The 17,859-nt window shown below is 71.7% G+C and carries 13 protein-coding genes; 9 read left to right on the plus strand and 4 right to left on the minus strand.

Annotation, left to right across the window (positions count from 1 at the left end):
* The first annotated feature begins 5 nt into the window (after nt 1-5).
* The gene (locus ACWCQM_RS19040) at nt 6-410 is read left to right on the plus strand and encodes a DUF3040 domain-containing protein (RefSeq protein WP_033303312.1); all 405 of its coding nucleotides are present in this window, start codon (nt 6-8) and stop codon (nt 408-410) included.
* A gap of 651 nt (nt 411-1,061) precedes the next feature.
* Here ACWCQM_RS19040 and ACWCQM_RS19045 read toward each other — a convergent pair.
* The 4 genes from ACWCQM_RS19045 to ACWCQM_RS19060 all read right to left on the minus strand — a co-directional run bounded on the left by ACWCQM_RS19045 (nt 1,062) and on the right by ACWCQM_RS19060 (nt 6,663).
* Complete coding sequence (locus tag ACWCQM_RS19045) at nt 1,062-3,485, minus strand: transglutaminase family protein (protein WP_450916346.1); 2,424 nt, start codon at nt 3,483-3,485, stop codon at nt 1,062-1,064.
* Entirely contained in the window at nt 3,482-4,864 is a 1,383-nt protein-coding gene (locus ACWCQM_RS19050; RefSeq protein ID WP_450916347.1) for a DUF58 domain-containing protein, read from the minus strand. The genes ACWCQM_RS19045 and ACWCQM_RS19050 overlap by 4 nt, the downstream gene beginning before the upstream one ends.
* Entirely contained in the window at nt 4,864-5,910 is a 1,047-nt protein-coding gene (locus ACWCQM_RS19055; protein ID WP_267076213.1) for an AAA family ATPase, read from the minus strand. Before ACWCQM_RS19055 ends, ACWCQM_RS19050 begins: the two co-directional genes overlap by 1 nt.
* 189 nt (nt 5,911-6,099) lie before the next feature.
* On the minus strand, nt 6,100-6,663 hold the full coding sequence (locus tag ACWCQM_RS19060; protein ID WP_450916348.1) for a beta-class carbonic anhydrase: 564 nt from the start codon (nt 6,661-6,663) through the stop codon (nt 6,100-6,102).
* 409 nt (nt 6,664-7,072) lie between these two features.
* On the opposite strand from ACWCQM_RS19060, the gene rsmH reads away from it, so the two are divergent.
* From rsmH to ftsW, 8 genes are all read left to right on the plus strand, one after another.
* Nucleotides 7,073-8,038, plus strand: a complete 966-nt coding sequence (gene rsmH, locus ACWCQM_RS19065; RefSeq protein WP_450916349.1) for a 16S rRNA (cytosine(1402)-N(4))-methyltransferase RsmH — start codon at nt 7,073-7,075, stop codon at nt 8,036-8,038.
* Between the two features lie 49 nt (nt 8,039-8,087).
* Entirely contained in the window at nt 8,088-8,630 is a 543-nt protein-coding gene (locus tag ACWCQM_RS19070; RefSeq protein WP_450916350.1) for an FtsB family cell division protein, read from the plus strand.
* A gap of 4 nt (nt 8,631-8,634) precedes the next feature.
* Nucleotides 8,635-10,629, plus strand: a complete 1,995-nt coding sequence (locus ACWCQM_RS19075) for a peptidoglycan D,D-transpeptidase FtsI family protein (RefSeq protein WP_450916351.1) — start codon at nt 8,635-8,637, stop codon at nt 10,627-10,629.
* 16 nt (nt 10,630-10,645) lie between these two features.
* Nucleotides 10,646-12,376, plus strand: a complete 1,731-nt coding sequence (locus ACWCQM_RS19080; protein ID WP_450916352.1) for a UDP-N-acetylmuramoyl-L-alanyl-D-glutamate--2,6-diaminopimelate ligase — start codon at nt 10,646-10,648, stop codon at nt 12,374-12,376.
* Nucleotides 12,377-12,380: 4 nt separating this feature from the next.
* The gene (locus tag ACWCQM_RS19085; RefSeq protein ID WP_450916353.1) at nt 12,381-13,799 is read left to right on the plus strand and encodes a UDP-N-acetylmuramoyl-tripeptide--D-alanyl-D-alanine ligase; all 1,419 of its coding nucleotides are present in this window, start codon (nt 12,381-12,383) and stop codon (nt 13,797-13,799) included.
* Nucleotides 13,796-14,866: a phospho-N-acetylmuramoyl-pentapeptide-transferase gene (mraY, locus tag ACWCQM_RS19090; protein ID WP_073747692.1), complete on the plus strand. Its 1,071-nt coding sequence runs from the start codon at nt 13,796-13,798 to the stop codon at nt 14,864-14,866. The genes ACWCQM_RS19085 and mraY overlap by 4 nt, the downstream gene beginning before the upstream one ends.
* On the plus strand, nt 14,848-16,281 hold the full coding sequence (gene murD, locus ACWCQM_RS19095; RefSeq protein ID WP_450916354.1) for a UDP-N-acetylmuramoyl-L-alanine--D-glutamate ligase: 1,434 nt from the start codon (nt 14,848-14,850) through the stop codon (nt 16,279-16,281). Before mraY ends, murD begins: the two co-directional genes overlap by 19 nt.
* A 126-nt stretch (nt 16,282-16,407) precedes the next feature.
* A complete protein-coding gene (gene ftsW, locus ACWCQM_RS19100; protein ID WP_450916355.1) occupies nt 16,408-17,853 on the plus strand; it encodes a putative lipid II flippase FtsW in 1,446 nt (481 codons plus the stop codon).
* The last annotated feature ends 6 nt before the right edge of the window (nt 17,854-17,859 follow it).

The following is a 17,859-nucleotide window of genomic DNA, read 5'->3' on the forward strand; positions in this document are numbered from 1 at the left end:
ACTCCGTGCCGCTCTCGGAGCACGAGCAGCGAATGCTCGAGCAGATGGAGCGAGCGCTGTACGCCGAAGATCCCAAGTTCGCTACAGCGCTTGAGGGAAGCGGGCTGCGCAGGTACACCCGGCGACGGGTCTACCAGGCGGTGGCCGGTTTTCTGGTGGGTATCGCGCTCCTCATGGCCGGAATGGTTTTCCAGCAGACATGGGTCAGCGTGGCGGGATTCCTCGTCATGCTGGGCTGCGCCGTGCTGGCGGTCACCGGGTGGCGCAAGGCGCCCAAGCCCGGTGAGCAGCAGCCGGCCGGGAGTGCGAGCGGGGGCGGAGGCGAACGCCGACACCCCAGGCAGCGCCGGTCGATGATGAACCGGATCGAGCAGCGGTGGCAGCGCCGCCGCGACGAACAGGGCCAGTGAGCTTTCCGCTCCATGGCCGGCACGCAGTCGCCGGTCCTGGACGTGGTCCGCGCACACCGAGCACGTGACGCTGGACCTCACAGGTGAGGGGCGGTCGCCTCGCAGCGACCGCCCCTCACGTGTGCCCGGGACCGTGCCCGGGCACGGTCCCGGGCGGATACCGCTCCCGGCTGGATACCGTTCCCGGTCGATACCGTTCCCGGTCGATACCGTTCCCGGTCCAGGTCCGTGCGCCGGCCCGGCCGCAGCTCGGCCCAGCCCTGGTCCTGGGTCCCGCCCAGCATCAGTCCCGGCTGACTACCTGCGCCCGCTTCTGCCTTGTCCGGCGGCCCGGTCTCCTGGCCCGGCCCGCCCTGGCCTCCCGGCCCGGTCCCGGTTGAGCTCCGCCCGGCGCGACTGGGCCCAGCCCGGCATTAGTCCCGGCTGAGTACCTGCGCGCCCGCCTCTGCCTGGCCCGGCCCCGGCCGGCCTCCCGGCCCGGCGGCCCCGCCTCCTGGGCCGGCCTGGCCCGGCCCCGGCCTCCTGGCCCGGCCCCGGCCTCCTGGCCCGGCCCCCGGCCCTCCCGGCCCGGCCCCCGGCCCTCCCGGCCCGGCGTCCCCGCCTCTCTGCCCGCTTCGGCCGGAGCGGGCAGAGAGGCGGAGAGGCAGGAGATCAGCCCTGCTGGCGTGACGGGCGGCGCAGGCGGGCCGGCCAGCGGGCGCGGCCCAGGCGGCCCGACCAGGTGCGGCCGAGTTCCGCCCGGCGTTCCGAGACCGCCCACATCACCCGAACGGCGGAACGTGGCGCGAGCGTGGCACGCACCCTTGCCCAGCGGCCGGCCGAGGCCCACAGTCCCCCCCGAACCGCCCGTACATCCTCGGCGGGCGCCGTGGCCGCGCGGGGCTCCGGTGCGTACAGCACCTGCTCCACCGCACCCGCCACCCGGTGGGCCGCAGCCGCGGCCGAGCCGTCGAGGCCGCCCAGCCGGACGACCCGGGCCGCGGCCTTGCGGGGGGTCTGTGACTCGTCCGGAGCAATGCCGTGGTCCCAAGCCGTATCGGTCAGCTCCCGCCAGGCGGCCATCACCCGGGCGGTGGCATCAGCCGGTGTGCGTCCTTGGGAGCAACCGAGCCGCCGGGCACGGGCCCGCTGCCGCCACAGCATCGGCAGCAACGGCAGTGCCAGCACCACCACGGCACCCAGCACCCACAGCGCCCACGTTCTCAGCGGTGTCCCCGGGCCGGCGGAGTCCACCGCGCCCGGAGCCGCGGACGCACCGCACTGGCCCTGCTGACGCTCCTGCGCCGGGCAGGTCTCCGACGAGGACGGGGCCGCGGTGGGCTCGGCGGAGGCGCCGTCCGTCGGCAGCGCGGGATCGGTCGCGTCCTGCGAGGGCACGTCCGGCAGCGTGTAGGAGGGGGTGCTTCCCCGGGACGGAGTCGGTTCGAAGCGGGTCCATCCCACGCCCTCGAAGTACAGCTCGGGCCAGGCGTGCGCGTCCCGCAGCCCCACCGACACCGAACCGTCCGCCTGGGCCGTGCCCGGGGTGAAGCCCACCGCGACCCTGGCCGGTATCCCCAGCGTTCTGGCCATCGCCGCCATCGTGGAGGAGAAGTGGACGCAGAAGCCTTCCTTGTCCTTCAGGAAGCGCTCGATCGCCGAGGTGCCGGTCCCCGAGGTCACCGTCGTGTCGTAACGGAAACCGCCCTCCGACGCGAACCAGTTCTGGAGCTTCACCGCTCGCTCGTAGTCGTTCGCCGCGTCCCTGGTCACCCGTTCGGCCGTCTCCTCGACGACATCCGGCAGGGACGAGGGAAGACGGGTGTACTCGCGGGACAGGTCCCCGCGAGGCTGCATCGCCCCGCCCAGCTGCGAGGCCGTGGGTGTCACCTCCAGGCTGCTGACCTGGTAGCGGGCGCCGCCCGTCGTCTGGCCGTCGTCGCCGACGAGGGTGCGGCCCTCCGGCTCGTACCGCCAGCGGCCCTGGATGTTCACCTGGCTCGCCGGATAGGGGAGCGGCAGATACGTCTGCTGGTACGAGCGCGCGGCCGAGATGTTCGTCCGGACCTCGGTGACCGCGATGTCCCCGGCCAGCCCCGCAGGCTGCGGAAGCCGGTCCGGCACATCGCTCAGCCGGCGGGTCGACGGACGCCATTCGCCCCCGCTGAACTGGTCGAGCGCCAGGATGCGCAGATAGAAGTCCTGCGGGCTCCCGGAGCTGGTGCGATACGTCATCACCTCCCGGTTCTCCGGCTGGTTCAGATTGTTCTGCAGCGAGACCAGCGGGTTCACCGCGGAGATCGTGCCCCCGCCTCCGCCCCTGCCTGTCCCGCCGCCCGTGCCGGACAGGAGCCCGCCGTCCAGCGCGGGCAGGGCCGCGGGCACGACCAGGGCGATGCCCAGCGCCACCGCGCCGATGCGCCGTCCCGTACGGACCGGGGCCATGGCACGCCCGGACGACCCGTCCAGGCCTGCCGACAGACCGCCCGAGGTGCGGGACACACCACCGAACACCCGGCCCCACTGGGAGAGCCGGTCCCGGCCCTCGGCCAGCAGGAGCAGCAGATACCCGCACGCGGCGAGCAGGAACCACAGCCACCCCGCACCGCCGTCGGAGAGTCCTGCCGCGACCGAGTAGAGCGCGAGCAGCGGCAGACCGGCCGGAGCGGCGGTTCGGAAGGTCACCGCGAGGACGTCCACGGCGAGCCCGATGAGCAGAACCCCGCCGATCAGCATCAGCCGGATGCCCTCGGTCGCCGGTGCCGGGATGGCATATCTGTTGACGTCGTCGGCGCCGGTGGTCAGCAGCTCCGCGAGGTGCTGGACCGCCTGGGGGCCGGGCAGCACACCGAACAGGGCGTGCTCCCTGGCGAACGCCACGGTCAGCGTCAGAAGGGTGGCGAGCACCTGGAGGGAGACCGTCAGGACACGGACGAGCCGCATCCGGCGGGCGAGCGCGCCCACACCGGTCTGGACCGCCAGCAGGAAGCCCGCCTGCAGCACCCATTTCGACGTCTCGACGAGGGGCAGAAGCGCCCCTGCCGCCAGCATCGTGGCCGCGAAGGCGCACAGTGCGAGTCGGGTACGCCCGCTCATGACCATCCCCCGGAGAACCCTGTCGTCGAACCGGCGCCGGAGCGCTCCTCGCCCGCCTGCCGCCACAGCCGGGCGAGCTCCGTCCCGGGTGGCACCTTGACCGCCGTCCAACCCGCTTCGCGCAGCAGCCGCAGACCGTCGGCGGAAGGCGCGGGCGACCCGGGGGACATGGACGCGGACGCCCCTGCCTCCCTGCCGCGCGCCCAGTCCTCACTGCCGAGCACGAACGCGACGGCCCCGCGGCTGCGCTGACGCATCCGGGCGGCCACCGCGGTCTGTTCCTCGTCGAGATCGCCGAAGAACGCCACGAGCAGCCCCTCGTTGTTCCCGCGCAGCACGTCGTAGGCCCGGGAGAGGCCGCCCCCGTCGGAATGGTCGACGACCGCGAGGGTGTCCATCATCAGACCCGCCGAGTCCGCGGAGTCATGGGCGGAACCGGAGAAACCGTCGCCGCTCTCGCCCGGCACGGTGCTCCCGTCGTCCATGAGCAGCCGCACCGCGAAGCCCCGCTCCAGCATGTGGACCATCACGGACGCGGCCCCGGAGACCGCCCACTCGAAGGCGGATCCCGGCCCTGCGCCCTGGTAGGCGATCCGCCGGGTGTCCAGGAGCACCGTGCACCTGGCCCGCTGCGGCTGCTCCTCCCGGCGCACCATCAGCTCGCCGTAGCGCGCGGTGGAACGCCAGTGCACCCGCCGCAGGTCGTCACCGTGGCGGTAGCCGCGCGGGATCGTGTCGTCCTCGCCCGCCAGAGCCAGCGAACGCTGCCTGCCGTCGCCGTAGCCGGAGGCCTCTCCGGCCAGCCGAAGCGCCGGAAGCGGCTCGGTACGGGGGATGACCACGAGGGTGTCGTAGGCGCTGAAGGAGCGCGTCAGCTCGCACATCCCGAACGGGTCGCTCAGCCGCAGCTGCAGCGGCCCCAGCGGATAGCGCCCGCGCAGATCGGACCGGACCCGGTAGGACACCTCCCGGACGCCCCCCGCCTCCACCCGGTCCAGCACGAACCGGGGCCGGGGCCCGAGGACGTACGGGACGCGGTCCTGGAGCATGAGCAGCCCCGTGGGCATCCGGGACACGTTGTCCATACGGAGATGGACCCGTGCCTCCTCGCCCGCGGGCACCCGGGACGGGGAGAGCCGGCGACTGCCCGCCACGCGGTAGCGGGTGCGGTAGAGCACGATGACGCAGACCAGCGGCAGCACCGCCAGCAGCAGGCCGACCCGTAGCAGATCGCCCTGGCCGAGGACATAGGCGCAGACCGCGGCCGCGACACCGGCGGCCAGGAAGGACCGGCCCCGCGTCGTCAGCCCGCTCAGAGCGGCCCGCAGGCCCCCCTTGTTGTCGCCGTTGTCCACGGGGCCGGGCACTCCGGCCGTCATCACAGCGGCCGGACGCCGGGCTGCCGGCCGTACACCGGGCTGCCGGGCCGGTGCTGGGGCTGTGCCGGGGTGGCCGTACCGCCCGAGGTCGGCACAGGCGTGCGCTGCAGGATGTCCAGCACGACCTGCTCGGAGGTGCGCCGGTTGAGTTGCGCCTGCGCCGTGGGCAGCAGCCGGTGCGCGAGCACCGCGACCGCGAGTGCCTGGACGTCGTCCGGCAGGGCGTAGTCCCGCCCGGCGAGGGCCGCCGACGCCTTGGCCGCGCGGAGCAGATGCAGGGTCGCGCGTGGTGAGGCCCCGAGTCTGAGATCCGGGTGCTGGCGGGTCGCGCCCACCAGATCCACGGCGTACCGCCGGACGGACTCGGCCACGTGGACGTTACGGACCGCGTCGATCAGCTTCACGATGTCGTGGGCGTGGGCCACCGGCTGGAGGTCGTCCAGCGGCGAGGCCCCGCCGTGCACGTCGAGCATCTGGAGCTCGGCCTCCGCGCTGGGGTAGCCGATCGACACACGTGCCATGAAGCGGTCGCGCTGGGCCTCGGGCAGCGGATAGGTGCCCTCCATCTCCACCGGGTTCTGGGTGGCGACGACCATGAAGGGGTCGGGCAGCTCGTAGGTCTGGCCGTCGATGGTGACCTGGCGCTCCTCCATCGACTCCAGCAGTGCCGACTGGGTCTTGGGCGACGCACGGTTGATCTCGTCGCCGATCACGATCTGGGCGAAGATCGCACCGGGCTTGAACTCGAAGTCCCGCTGCTGCTGGTCGAAGATCGACACCCCGGTGATGTCCGACGGCAGCAGGTCCGGCGTGAACTGGATGCGTCGCACCGAACAGTCGATGGACCGTGCCAGCGCCTTGGCCAGCATCGTCTTGCCGACCCCGGGCACATCCTCGATGAGGAGGTGTCCCTCGGCGAGCAGCACGGTCAGCGAGAGCCGTACGACCTCAGGCTTGCCCTCGATCACACCCTCGACCGACCTGCGTACCCGCTCGGCTGTGGTGGTCAGATCTGTGAGGCTCGCTCGATCGTCATAGGTCGTCACCCGGCCCTCCTCGGCCCCGTTGTGCACGGGCGGACGCACAAAGCCGCCCGGCCCGCTCCGATATACGGACACTCTCCGGAGGACCCGGAGAGATGTCACACCCGCATTCTTGTTGCCGTTACCGCTTCGTGTCACTCGCCTGTGGACAACCAGGGGTGAAATGCCGGATGTAGTCCGTATGTCGGCGGATCAGGAGGCGGGGAGGATCTCCCGCAGCTTGCCCGTGGTCACGTCGAAGACGAATCCGCGGATGTCGTCCGTGTGCAGGAGGAAGGGGGAGGTGCGCACGCGCTGCATCGACTGGCGGACGTCCTGGTCGGCGTCCGAGTAGGCCTCCACGGCCCACGCCGGGCGCTGTCCGACCTCGAGCTCCAGCTCCTGCCTGAAGCCCTCGGTGAGGGACTCCATGCCGCAGTTGGTGTGGTGGATGAGGACGACGCTGCGGGTGCCGAGCGCACGCTGACTGATGGTCAGCGACCGGAGTACGTCGTCGGTGACCACGCCGCCCGCGTTGCGGATGGTGTGACAGTCGCCCAGCTCCAGGCCCAGTGCCCGGTGGAGGTCGAGGCGGGCGTCCATGCAGGCGACGATGGCGACCTTCAGTACGGGCCGGGCGTCCATGCCGGGGTCGGTGAACGCCTCCGCGTAACGCGTGTTCAGGCCGACCAGGCGGTCGGTGACCGTTTCGCCGGAGGAGGCACCGGGGGCAGTGGCGGAACCGGTCCCGGCGGAAGGCTGCGCAGAAGTCGACATGGCCACGACGTTATCCGCCGCCGCCTCTCCCGGCGGGGTGCGGGAGGGGACAAAGAACGTCAACAAGGCTTCGTGTGAGGTAACCCACAAGCCTCACACCCATACATCCGATCGGGTGAGGTTCCCGGTGCGGAGCGACCGTCCGACGCGCTGCGCGGTTCGTTGATCGGGAATGGATCGAATGGCAGGGTGGACTAAAGTGACGCGAAGTTACCGACACGCCTGCACATACTGCATATTTTTATATGTTTCGAGCTCCCGTGATGTGCGGCGTACATGCGGCCCGGCCCTCTCCCGCTCGCCGGTCGGCCGACGCCTCCTTCCCCGGCGCCGGCGGACCTCCCCTTCCGAGCGGGCGGGGACCAGACCGCACGTGCGGCCATCACGGGACAGAGCCTGAGAGGGCGCTTTGAGCCAGACCCGACATGTCCCGGTGATGCTCCAGCGATGCCTGGACCTGTTGGCCCCGGCTCTGGAGGCGACGGGACCGCAGCCCCCCGTGGTCGTGGACTGCACCCTCGGGCTCGGCGGGCACAGCGAGGCCCTGCTCGCCGCCTTCCCCGAGGCGAGACTCGTCGCCCTCGACCGTGACAAGGAGGCGCTGCGCCTCTCCGGGGAGCGCCTCGCCCCCTACGGCGACCGGGCCACCCTGGTGCACGCCGTCTACGACGAACTGCCCGAGGTCCTCGAAAGGCTGGGAATCGCCAAGGTCCAGGGTGTCCTGTTCGACCTCGGCGTCTCCTCCATGCAGCTGGACGAGGCCGACCGCGGCTTCGCCTACGCCCAGGACGCGCCGCTCGACATGCGCATGGACCAGACGACCGGCATCGGCGCGGCCGAGGTCCTCAACACCTACCCGCCGGGCGAACTCGTGCGGATCCTGCGCGCGTACGGCGAGGAGAAGCAGGCCAAGCGCATCGTCTCGGCCATCGTGCGCGAACGGGAGAAGGAGCCCTTCACCAACAGCGCCCGACTCGTCGAACTGATCCGCGACTCCCTGCCGCAGGCCGCCAAGCGCACCGGTGGCAATCCGGCCAAGCGCACCTTCCAGGCCCTGCGCATCGAGGTCAACGGCGAACTCACCGTCCTGGAGCGGGCCGTTCCGGCCGCCGTGCAGAGCCTCGCCGTCGGCGGCCGTATCGCCGTCCTCTCCTACCACTCGCTGGAGGACCGGCTCGTCAAGCAGGTCTTCGCGGCCGGTGCGGCCAACACCGCCCCGCCGGGACTGCCCGTCGTCCCCGAGCGCTACCAGCCCCGGCTGAAACTCCTGACCCGCGGCGCCGAACTGCCCACCGAGGAAGAGGTCGCCGAGAACCGGCGCGCCGCACCCGCCCGGCTGCGCGGCGCCCAGCGGATCCGCGAGGAGGAGCGATGAGCGCGCCCCGCCGGTCCGGCCGGACGCCGGTGAGGACGGTGGCGCCGCGGTGACCAGGACGGCCGAGCAGATGAAGGGGCGGGCCGGCCGCCTCGCCCGGCTGATGCCGTCGGGGCCGAGCACCGCTGCCCGTACCCCCTTCGTCCTGCTGGTCGTGCTGCTGCTCGCCGGTGGCCTGATCTCGCTCCTGCTGCTGAACTCGGCGCTCAACGAAGGATCGTTCAGGCTGAGCAAGCTGGAGCGGGAGACCACCGAGCTCACCGACGAGCAGCAGGCCCTGCAACGGGACGTGGACAGCTACTCCGAGCCCGACGCGCTGGAACGCAGGGCCAGGGAGCTCGGCATGGTGCCCGGCGGCAGCCCCGCCTTCCTGAACCCGGACGGCACCGTCCGCGGCGTGCCCGAGCGGGCCACCGCCGAACCGTCCCCCACGGCCACCCCCGAGCCCTCCGCCCCGGCCTCGCCGTCCGGCTCCGCGTCGCCGTCCGGTTCGCCCTCCGCCACCGCGACCTCCACCGACCCGGCCTCCGCGACCCCGGCCCCCTCGGCCCCGACAGCTCCCTCATCTCCCTCGACGAGCCCCGGCAGGTGACGCAGTGCCGTCCAAGGAACCGCCGCGCCGCCGCGTACCCGGCCCCGCGCGTCCCCGCAACGGGGCGAGCGGATCGGGGCGCCCCCGGCCCGCCGCCCGTCCCGAGACCCGGCGCCCCCGGCCCCCGGCCGCTGCCAGGAAGCGGCGCGGCGGCTCCCAGCAGTCCATCCGCCTGGGCAGCCCGCGCCCCCGGCTCCGCCTGATCAGCCTCTGTCTGACGCTCGTCATGCTGGCCTTCGTCGTACGCCTCCTCCAGGTGCAGGCCGTCGACGCCAGCGCGTACGCCGCGAAGGCCGAGAAGAACCGCTACCTCGAATACACGATCGCCGCCGAGCGCGGCGAGATCACCGACCGCAGCGGCATCGCCCTGGCCACCAGCGTCGACGCGCACGACATCACGGCCGACCCGAAGCTGTTCACCCCCGAGGACAGCAAGGCCCCCGACGCGCCGCAGCAGGCGGCGGCCCTGCTCGCGCCGATCCTCGGCGCGGACGAGGCGGAGCTGGCGAAGAAGCTCTCGACGCCCAAGAGCCGCTACACGGTGCTGGCGCGCCGCCAGACCCCCCAGGTCTGGAAGCAGATCAAGGACCTCAAGTCCGTCTTCGCCGAGAAGGCGGCGGAGGACAAGGCCGCCGGCGGCCCCGGGGCCAACGTGCTGGCCGGAGTCCTCCAGGAGCCCACCACCAAGCGGGTCTATCCGAACGGCGGTCTCGCCGCCGGGATACTGGGGTTCGTCAACGCCGAGGGCAAGGGCGGCGGCGGCCTGGAGGCCCAGCTGAACGGGGAGCTCCAGGGCGAGGACGGCAAGATCCGGTACGCCCAGGCGGGCGGCCGTCCGGTGCCGACCGCGGGCTCCACGGAGATCCCGGCCGTCCCGGGCACCGACGTCGAGCTGACGATCGACCGCGACATCCAGTGGGCGGCCCAGCGCGCCATCGCCGACCAGGTCGAGAAGTCCAAGGCGGACCGCGGCTACGTCGTCGTGCAGAACACCAGGACCGGCGAGGTCCTGGCCATGGCCAACGCCCCCGGCTACGACCCGAACGACATCGCGCGGAGCGACGGGGCGGCCCTGGGCAACGCCGCGCTCCAGGACGTGTACGAACCCGGCTCCACCAGCAAGGTCATGTCGATGGCCGCCGTGCTGGAGGAGGGGGTCGCCACGCCCGGCACCCATGTCACCGTGCCCAACCGGCTGCACCGGGGCGACCGGCTCTTCCGGGACGACATCGACCACCCCACCTGGTACCTCACGCTCAACGGCGTCCTCGCCAAATCGAGCAACATCGGCACCATCCTGGCCACCGGGCAGCTCGGCAGGACACAGGCGGAGGCCAACAAGGTCCTGCACTCCTACCTGCGCAAATTCGGCCTCGGCAGCACCACGGGGCTCGACTACCCGGGAGAGTCGCCGGGCATCCTCGCCAAGCCCCAGGACTGGTCGACCTCGCAGCAGTACACGATCCCGTTCGGCCAGGGGCTCTCCCTCAACGCCATGCAGGCCGCGTCGGTCTACTCGACGATCGCCAACGGCGGGGTCCGGATCGAGCCGACCCTGGTCCGGGGAACGAAGGACGCGGACGGCAACTACGCCGCGTCCGAAGCCCCCGAGCGCACCCGGGTGGTCAGCGAGAAGACCGCCAAGACCCTGGCGAAGATGCTGGAGTCCGTGGTCGACGACCGGGAGGGCACTGGAACCAAGGCCCACATCGAGGGGTACCGGGTCGCGGGCAAGACGGGGACGGCCAACCGCGTCGACCCCGTACGCGGCGTCTACAAGGGCTACACCTCGTCCTTCGCGGGCTTCGCCCCGGCCGACGACCCGCAGATCACCGTCTACTGCGCGATCCAGAACCCCACCGAGGGCTCCTACTTCGGCGGCCAGATCTGCGGCCCGATCTACAAGAAGGTCATGGAGTTCGCCCTGAAGACCCTCCAGATCCCACCCTCCGGCAGCGGCCCCGCCCGTCTGCCGGTGTCCTTCAAGCCCGGCGAGTAACTCGGGGGAACCCTCAGTGACGACCATCACCCCTGATCCCGGGAACCGGAACGAGAAGTACCGCAACCCCGCCCCCTCACTTCGCGAGAGGCCCGGTCCGCCCGGTACGCTCACCGCCGTGCCCCACCCTGATCAGTGCCAAACCACTCAGAAGGACGCGCCTGTGAACTACCCGGGAGCGCCCCGACCGGACCGGCTCAGGCCGACGTCCCTCGGAGAGCTGGCAGCCCGGCTCGGTGCCGGACCGCAGGATTCCGGTGAGGTCACCGGCATCACGCACGACTCCCGGGCCGTGCGCCCCGGAGACGTGTACGCGGCCCTGCCCGGTGCCCGCTTCCACGGCGCCGACTTCGCCGCCCAGGCCGCGGGCCTCGGCGCCGCCGCGATCCTCACCGACCCGGCGGGCGCCGAGCGCGCCGCCGGCACCGGCCTCCCGGTCCTCGTCACCGAGGACCCACGCGGCCGGATGGGCGACCTCGCCGCAGAGATCTACGGACGGCCGGGCACCGGTCTCCTCCAGATCGGCATCACCGGAACGTCCGGCAAGACCACCACGGCGTACCTCGTCGAGGGCGGACTGCGCGGTGCCGGACGCAGCACCGGGCTGATCGGCACCGTCGAGATGCGGATCGGCGACGAGCGCATCAAGTCGGAGCGCACCACCCCCGAAGCCACCGACCTCCAGGCCCTGTTCGCCGTCATGCGCGAACGAGGTGTCGAGGCGGTCGCCATGGAGGTCTCCAGCCACGCCCTGGTGCTCGGGCGGGTCGACGGCTGTGTGTTCGACGTCGCCGTCTTCAACAACCTCAGCCCCGAGCACATGGAGTTCCACTCCGGCATGGAGGACTACTTCCAGGCCAAGGCGCAGCTGTTCACCCCCGAGCGCAGCAAGCTCGGCGTCGTCAACTTCGACGACGAGTACGGCCGCAGGCTGGTCAAGGAGGCGTCCGTTCCGGTCGTCACCTTCTCCGCCGAGGGCCACCCGGACGCCGAGTGGCGTGCCGAGGACGTCGAAGTCGGCCCCCAGGACAGCACGTTCACCGTGAGGGGCCCCAAGGGCGAGCGGATCACCGCCAGGGCGCCGCTGCCCGGCCCCTTCAACGTGGCCAACACCCTCGCGGCGATCGTCACCCTGGCCGTCGCGGGCGTCGACCCGCAGACCGCCGCGGACGGCGTCGCCGCCGTCCCCGGTGTCCCCGGCCGGCTGGAACGCGTCGACGCCGGACAGCCCTACCTCGCGGTCGTGGACTACGCGCACAAGACCGACGCCGTCGAATCCGTCCTGCGCTCCCTGCAGAAGGTCACCGAGGGCCGGGTGCACATCGTGCTCGGCTGCGGCGGCGACCGCGACACCACCAAGCGCGGCCCGATGGGCGCCGCGGCGGCCCGGCTCGCCGACACCGCCGTACTGACCTCTGACAACCCCCGCTCCGAGGACCCCCTCGCGATCCTCGCCGCGATGCTCGCCGGCGCCGCCGAGGTGCCCGTCCACGAGCGCGGCGACGTGCTCGTCGACGCCGACCGGGCCGCGGCCATCGCCGCCGCGGTCGCCCGGGCCGAGCCCGGCGACACCGTGCTGGTGGCCGGAAAGGGACACGAGCAGGGCCAGGACGTCCACGGAGTGGTACGCGCCTTCGACGACCGCAAGGTCCTGCGCGAGGCCATCGAGCGCTCCCTGGAGCGCGCGACCGCCGCACAAGCCCCCCAGGACCGCGTACACACCCACGAGAACAACAGTCAGGGATGACCAAGTGATCGCCCTTTCCCTCGCCGAGATCGCCGGAATCGTCGGCGGGCAGCCGCACGACGTACCGGACCCGTCCGTCACCGTCACCGGCCCCGTCGTCATCGACTCCCGGGAGGTGCGGCAGGGCTCCCTGTTCGCCGCGTTCGCGGGCGAGCGGGTCGACGGCCACGACTACGCGCAGCGTGCCGTCGAGGCAGGAGCGGCAGCAGTGCTCGCCGCCCGCCCCGTCGGTGTCCCGGCGATCGTCGTGGACGACGTCGTGGAGGCGCTCGGCGCCCTCGCCCGCTCCGTCGTCGAGCGCCTCGGCACCACCGTCGTCGCGCTCACCGGCTCGGCGGGCAAGACGTCCACCAAGGACCTGATCGCCCAGCTGCTGGAGCGCAAGGCGCCCACCGTCTGGACGCCGGGATCCCTCAACAACGAGATCGGCCTGCCGCTCACGGCGCTGCGCGCAACGGCGGAAACGCGCCATCTCGTGCTGGAGATGGGCGCGCGCGGCATCGGCCACATCAGCTACCTCACCAATCTGACGCCGCCGAAGATCGGCCTGGTCCTCAACGTCGGCAGCGCCCACATCGGCGAGTTCGGCAGCCGGGAGGCGATCGCCCAGGCCAAGGGCGAGCTCGTCGAGTCCCTCCCCGGGGACGGCTGCGCCGTGCTCAACGCCGACGACCCGCTCGTGCGGGCCATGTCGTCCCGCACAGAAGCCCGGGTGCTCCTCTTCGGAGAGGCCCCGGATGCGGACGTACGGGGAGAGAACGTGCGGCTCACGGACGACGGCCGCCCCGCGTTCGCGCTCCACACACCCACCGGGTGCAGCGACGTGACCTTGCGCCTGTACGGTGAGCACCACGTGTCGAACGCGCTCGCCGCGGCCGCCGTCGCCCATGAGTTGGGCATGTCCGTGACCGAGATCGCCGATGCGCTCTCCGGGGCGGGCACCCTCTCCCGCTGGCGCATGGAGGTCACCGAGCGTCCGGACGGTGTGACGGTCGTCAATGACGCCTACAACGCGAACCCCGAATCCATGAAGGCCGCACTCCGTGCGCTGGCCGCCATGGGCAAGGCCCGACAGGCAGCCGGGGGGCGCACGTGGGCGGTGCTCGGTCAGATGGCCGAGCTCGGTGACGCATCGCTCGCCGAGCACGACGCTGTCGGACGGCTCGCCGTCCGGCTCAACGTCAGCAAGCTCGTCGCTGTCGGAGGAACAGAAGCCTCCTGGCTGCAACTGGGCGCATATAACGAGGGTTCGTGGGGTGAGGAGTCGGTGCACGTGTCCGACGCACAGGCGGCCGTCGACCTGTTGCGCAGTGAACTGCGCCCGGGAGACGTCGTGCTGGTGAAGGCGTCCCGGTCGGTCGGCCTGGAGAAGGTCGCCCTGTCACTGCTGGAGACGACCGAGGGCGAGGTCGCCGTCCGATGAGACAGATCCTCTTCGCGGGGGCCATAGGGCTCTTCCTGACGCTGGTCGGCACCCCGCTGCTGATCAAACTTCTGGCCCGCAAGGGCTACGGGCAGTTCATCCGGGACGACGGCCCGCGTACCCACGGCAGCAAAAAGGGCACGCCCACCATGGGTGGTATCGCCTTCATCCTGGCCACGATCATCGCCTACGTACTGGCGAAGGTGATCACCGGCGAGGAGATGCGGTTCTCCGGGGTGCTCGTCCTGTTCCTGATGACCGGGATGGGCCTCGTCGGCTTCCTCGACGACTACATCAAGATCGTGAAGCAGCGCTCGCTGGGGCTGCGGGCCAAGGCCAAGATGGCCGGCCAGCTGATCGTCGGCATCGCCTTCGCGGTGCTCTCGCTCCAGTTCGCGGACGCCCAGGGGAACACCCCGGCCTCCACCCGGCTCTCCTTCGTCGAGGACTTCGGCTGGTCGATCGGCCCCGTGCTGTTCTGCGTCTGGGCGCTGTTCATGATCCTCGCCATGTCCAACGGCGTGAACCTGACGGACGGTCTGGACGGACTGGCCACCGGCGCCTCGGTGATGGTCTTCGGTGCCTACACCTTCATCGGTCTCTGGCAGTTCCAGGAGTCCTGCGCCAACGCGGAGACGCTGACCAACCCCAGCGCCTGCTTCGAGGTACGCGATCCGCTCGACCTCGCGGTCGTCGCCTCCGCCCTGATGGGCGCCTGCTTCGGCTTCCTGTGGTGGAACACCTCGCCCGCGAAGATCTTCATGGGCGACACCGGTTCGCTGGCCCTCGGCGGCGCGCTCGCCGGCCTCGCGATCTGCTCCCGTACCGAGTTCCTGATGGCCATCCTCGGCGGCCTCTTCGTGATGATCACCATGTCGGTGGTCATCCAGGTCGGCTCCTTCAAGATGACCGGCAAGCGGGTCTTCCGCATGGCCCCGCTCCAGCACCACTTCGAACTCAAGGGGTGGTCCGAAGTCCTTGTCGTGGTCCGCTTCTGGATCATCCAGGGCATGTGCGTGATCGTCGGACTGGGCCTCTTCTACGCCGGATGGGCAGCCAAGAAGTGAGCAACGTGGACTGGCAGGGCAAGCACGTCACGGTGGCCGGGCTCGGCGTCAGCGGCATCCCCGCGGCCCGCGCCCTGCACGAGCGGGGGGCTCTCGTCACCGTCGTCAACGACGGCGACGACGAGCGCTCCCGCGCACAGGCCGCCGAACTGGAGGCGCTCGGCATCACCGTGCGCCTCGGTGACGGCGACACCCTGCCCGAGTCCACCGAACTCGTCGTCACGGCTCCCGGCTGGAAACCCGGCAAGCCGCTCTTCCAGGCAGCCGCCGAGGCGGACGTCCCCGTCTGGGGCGACGTCGAACTCGCCTGGCGGCTGCGGGGACCCGATGCCGCACCCTGGCTCGCGGTCACCGGGACCAACGGCAAGACCACGACCGTGCGGATGCTCGCCTCGATCCTCGAAGCGGCCGGGCTGCGCACGGCCGCGGTCGGGAACATCGGCGTGTCCCTGCTGGACGCGGTGCTCGGCGACGAGACGTACGACGTCCTCGCCGTCGAGCTCTCCAGCTACCAGCTCCACTGGGCACCCTCGCTGCGCGCCCACTCCGGAGCCGTGCTCAACCTCGCACCGGACCACCTCGACTGGCACGGCTCCATGGCCGGTTACGCCGCCGACAAGGGCCGGATCTACGAGGGCAACACCGTCGCCTGCGTCTACAACGCGCAGGACCCGGCGACGGAGGACCTCGTGCGTGAGGCCGACGTCGAGGAGGGCTGCCGGGCGATCGGGTTCACGCTCGGCGCACCGGGGCCCTCGCAGCTCGGGGTGGTCGACGGCATCCTCGTCGACCGGGCGTTCGTGGCCGACCGGCAGAAGCAGGCGCAGGAGCTCGCCGAGGTCGGCGACGTGAACCCGCCGGCCCCGCACAACATCGCCAACGCCCTGGCCGCGGCGGCACTCGCCCGCGCCTTCGGCGTCGAGCCCGCCGCCGTGCGCGACGGGCTGAGGGCCTTCCGCCCCGATGCCCACCGCATCGAACACGTCGCCGACGTGGACGGCGTGACGTACATCGACGACTCCAAGGCCACCAACACCCACGCCGCCGAAGCCTCCCTGGCGGCCTACGAGCCCATCGTCTGGATCGCCGGCGGCCTGGCCAAGGGCGCCACGTTCGACGAGCTGGTGACCGGGGCCGCGAAGCGGCTGAGGGGTGTCGTGCTGATGGGCGCCGACCGGGCGCTGATCAGTGAAGCCCTGGCGCGACACGCCCCCGAGGTACCGGTGGTCGACCTCGACCGGACCGACACTGGGGCGATGTCCGAAGCCGTCCGCGAAGCGGCACGGCTGGCCCGGCCGGGCGACACCGTACTGCTGGCCCCGGCCTGTGCCTCGATGGACATGTTCGTCAACTACAACAAGCGGGGCGAGGCGTTCGCGGACGCGGTCCGCGGGCTCGCCGGCGAGAGCGCCTGACGGACCCGGCCTCCGCGTCGTACTGTCCGGAGAGCCGGCGCCCGGGGACCCGGCGCGAGCAGCGCGGCCACGGGCCCCGGCGCCCGGTGACAGCCCCGGGCACGAGCAGTGGAGGGGACAGCGACAATGCCGGCCGACGAGAGCGCAGCCGCGCGCCGAGCCGACCGCCCACGAGCGGCCCCGGCGATCAGCCGGGCGCTCACCCCGCCCCTGCCCGCCGGCCCGGGACTCCCTGCCGGGCTCGTCCTGCGGAGCCGGCCCGCCGCGGGTCCCCGGCGGCCCTCCACGCCGCGCGGAGGCGCCCGTGGGGCCGGCACACCGTCCGGGCCGCGCAGGGGCGCCGGGGTACGGCGGACGTACGAGCGGGCACGACGGGCCTGGGACCGCCCTCTGACCGCGTACTACCTGATTCTCGGGTCCAGCCTGCTGATCACCGTGCTCGGCCTCGTGATGGTCTACTCCGCCTCGATGATCAAGGCGCTGGAACTCGCCAGGCCCGGTACGTACTTCTTCCGCAAGCAGTTCCTCGCCGCCGTGATCGGCGCCGCGCTGATGCTGCTGGCCTCCAGGATGCCCGTCAAACTCCACCGGGCACTGGCCTATCCGCTGCTCATGGGCACGGTCTTCCTGATGGTCCTGGTGCAGGTGCCGGGGATAGGGATGTCGGTCAACGGCAACCAGAACTGGATCTACCTCGGCGGCCCCTTCCAGCTCCAGCCCAGCGAGTTCGGCAAGCTCGCACTCATCCTGTGGGGCGCCGACCTGCTCGCGCGCAAACAGGACAAACGGCTGCTGGCCCAGTGGAAGCACATGCTCGTGCCGCTCGTCCCCGTCGCCTTCATGCTGCTCGGGCTGATCATGCTCGGCGGCGACATGGGCACCGCGATCATTCTCACGGCGATCCTCTTCGGGCTGCTCTGGCTGGCCGGCGCCCCCACCCGGCTCTTCGCCGGAGTGCTCGCCTTCGCCGGCCTCATCGGCTTCCTGCTCATCAAGACCAGCCCCAACCGGATGTCCAGGCTCGGCTGCATCGGAGCGTCCGAGCCGGGGCCCGGGGACTCGTGCTGGCAGGCGGTGCACGGAATCTACGCTCTGGCGTCCGGCGGATGGTTCGGTTCCGGGCTCGGCGCGAGTGTGGAAAAATGGGGTCAACTGCCTGAACCGCACACCGACTTCATCTTCGCCATCACCGGGGAGGAACTGGGTCTGGCGGGGACGCTGTCGGTACTGGCCCTCTTCGCGGCTCTAGGCTATGCGGGTATCCGCGTGGCCGGACGCACGGAGGACCCCTTCGTGAGGTACGCAGCGGGAGGCGTGACCACCTGGATCACGGCGCAGGCCGTGATCAACATCGGTGCGGTGCTCGGCCTGTTGCCGATCGCCGGTGTCCCGCTGCCGCTGTTCTCCTACGGGGGCTCGGCCCTGCTGCCGACCATGTTCGCTGTCGGGCTCATGATCGCCTTCGCGCGAGAGGACCCTGCGGCGAGAGCGGCCCTGGCCATGCGGAGGCCCGGGGTCAGATGGAAGACGATGAGACGGCGCGTCACGAAGCGTCCGTCCGGAGAGCGGTGAATTTCG

The organism is Streptomyces sp. NPDC002125 (genome assembly GCF_053593715.1).

Excerpts from the sequence above, each read along its gene's own strand:
- ACWCQM_RS19045 (WP_450916346.1), bottom strand. The coding sequence starts at position 3,485 with ATGAGCGGGCGTACCCGACTCGCACTGTGCGCCTTCGCGGCCACGATG.
- ACWCQM_RS19050 (WP_450916347.1), bottom strand. The coding sequence starts at position 4,864 with ATGACGGCCGGAGTGCCCGGCCCCGTGGACAACGGCGACAACAAGGGG.
- ACWCQM_RS19060 (WP_450916348.1), bottom strand. The coding sequence starts at position 6,663 with ATGTCGACTTCTGCGCAGCCTTCCGCCGGGACCGGTTCCGCCACTGCC.
- mraY (WP_073747692.1), top strand. The coding sequence starts at position 13,796 with ATGAGACAGATCCTCTTCGCGGGGGCCATAGGGCTCTTCCTGACGCTG.
- murD (WP_450916354.1), top strand. The coding sequence starts at position 14,848 with ATGGGCAGCCAAGAAGTGAGCAACGTGGACTGGCAGGGCAAGCACGTC.
- ftsW (WP_450916355.1), top strand. The coding sequence starts at position 16,408 with ATGCCGGCCGACGAGAGCGCAGCCGCGCGCCGAGCCGACCGCCCACGA.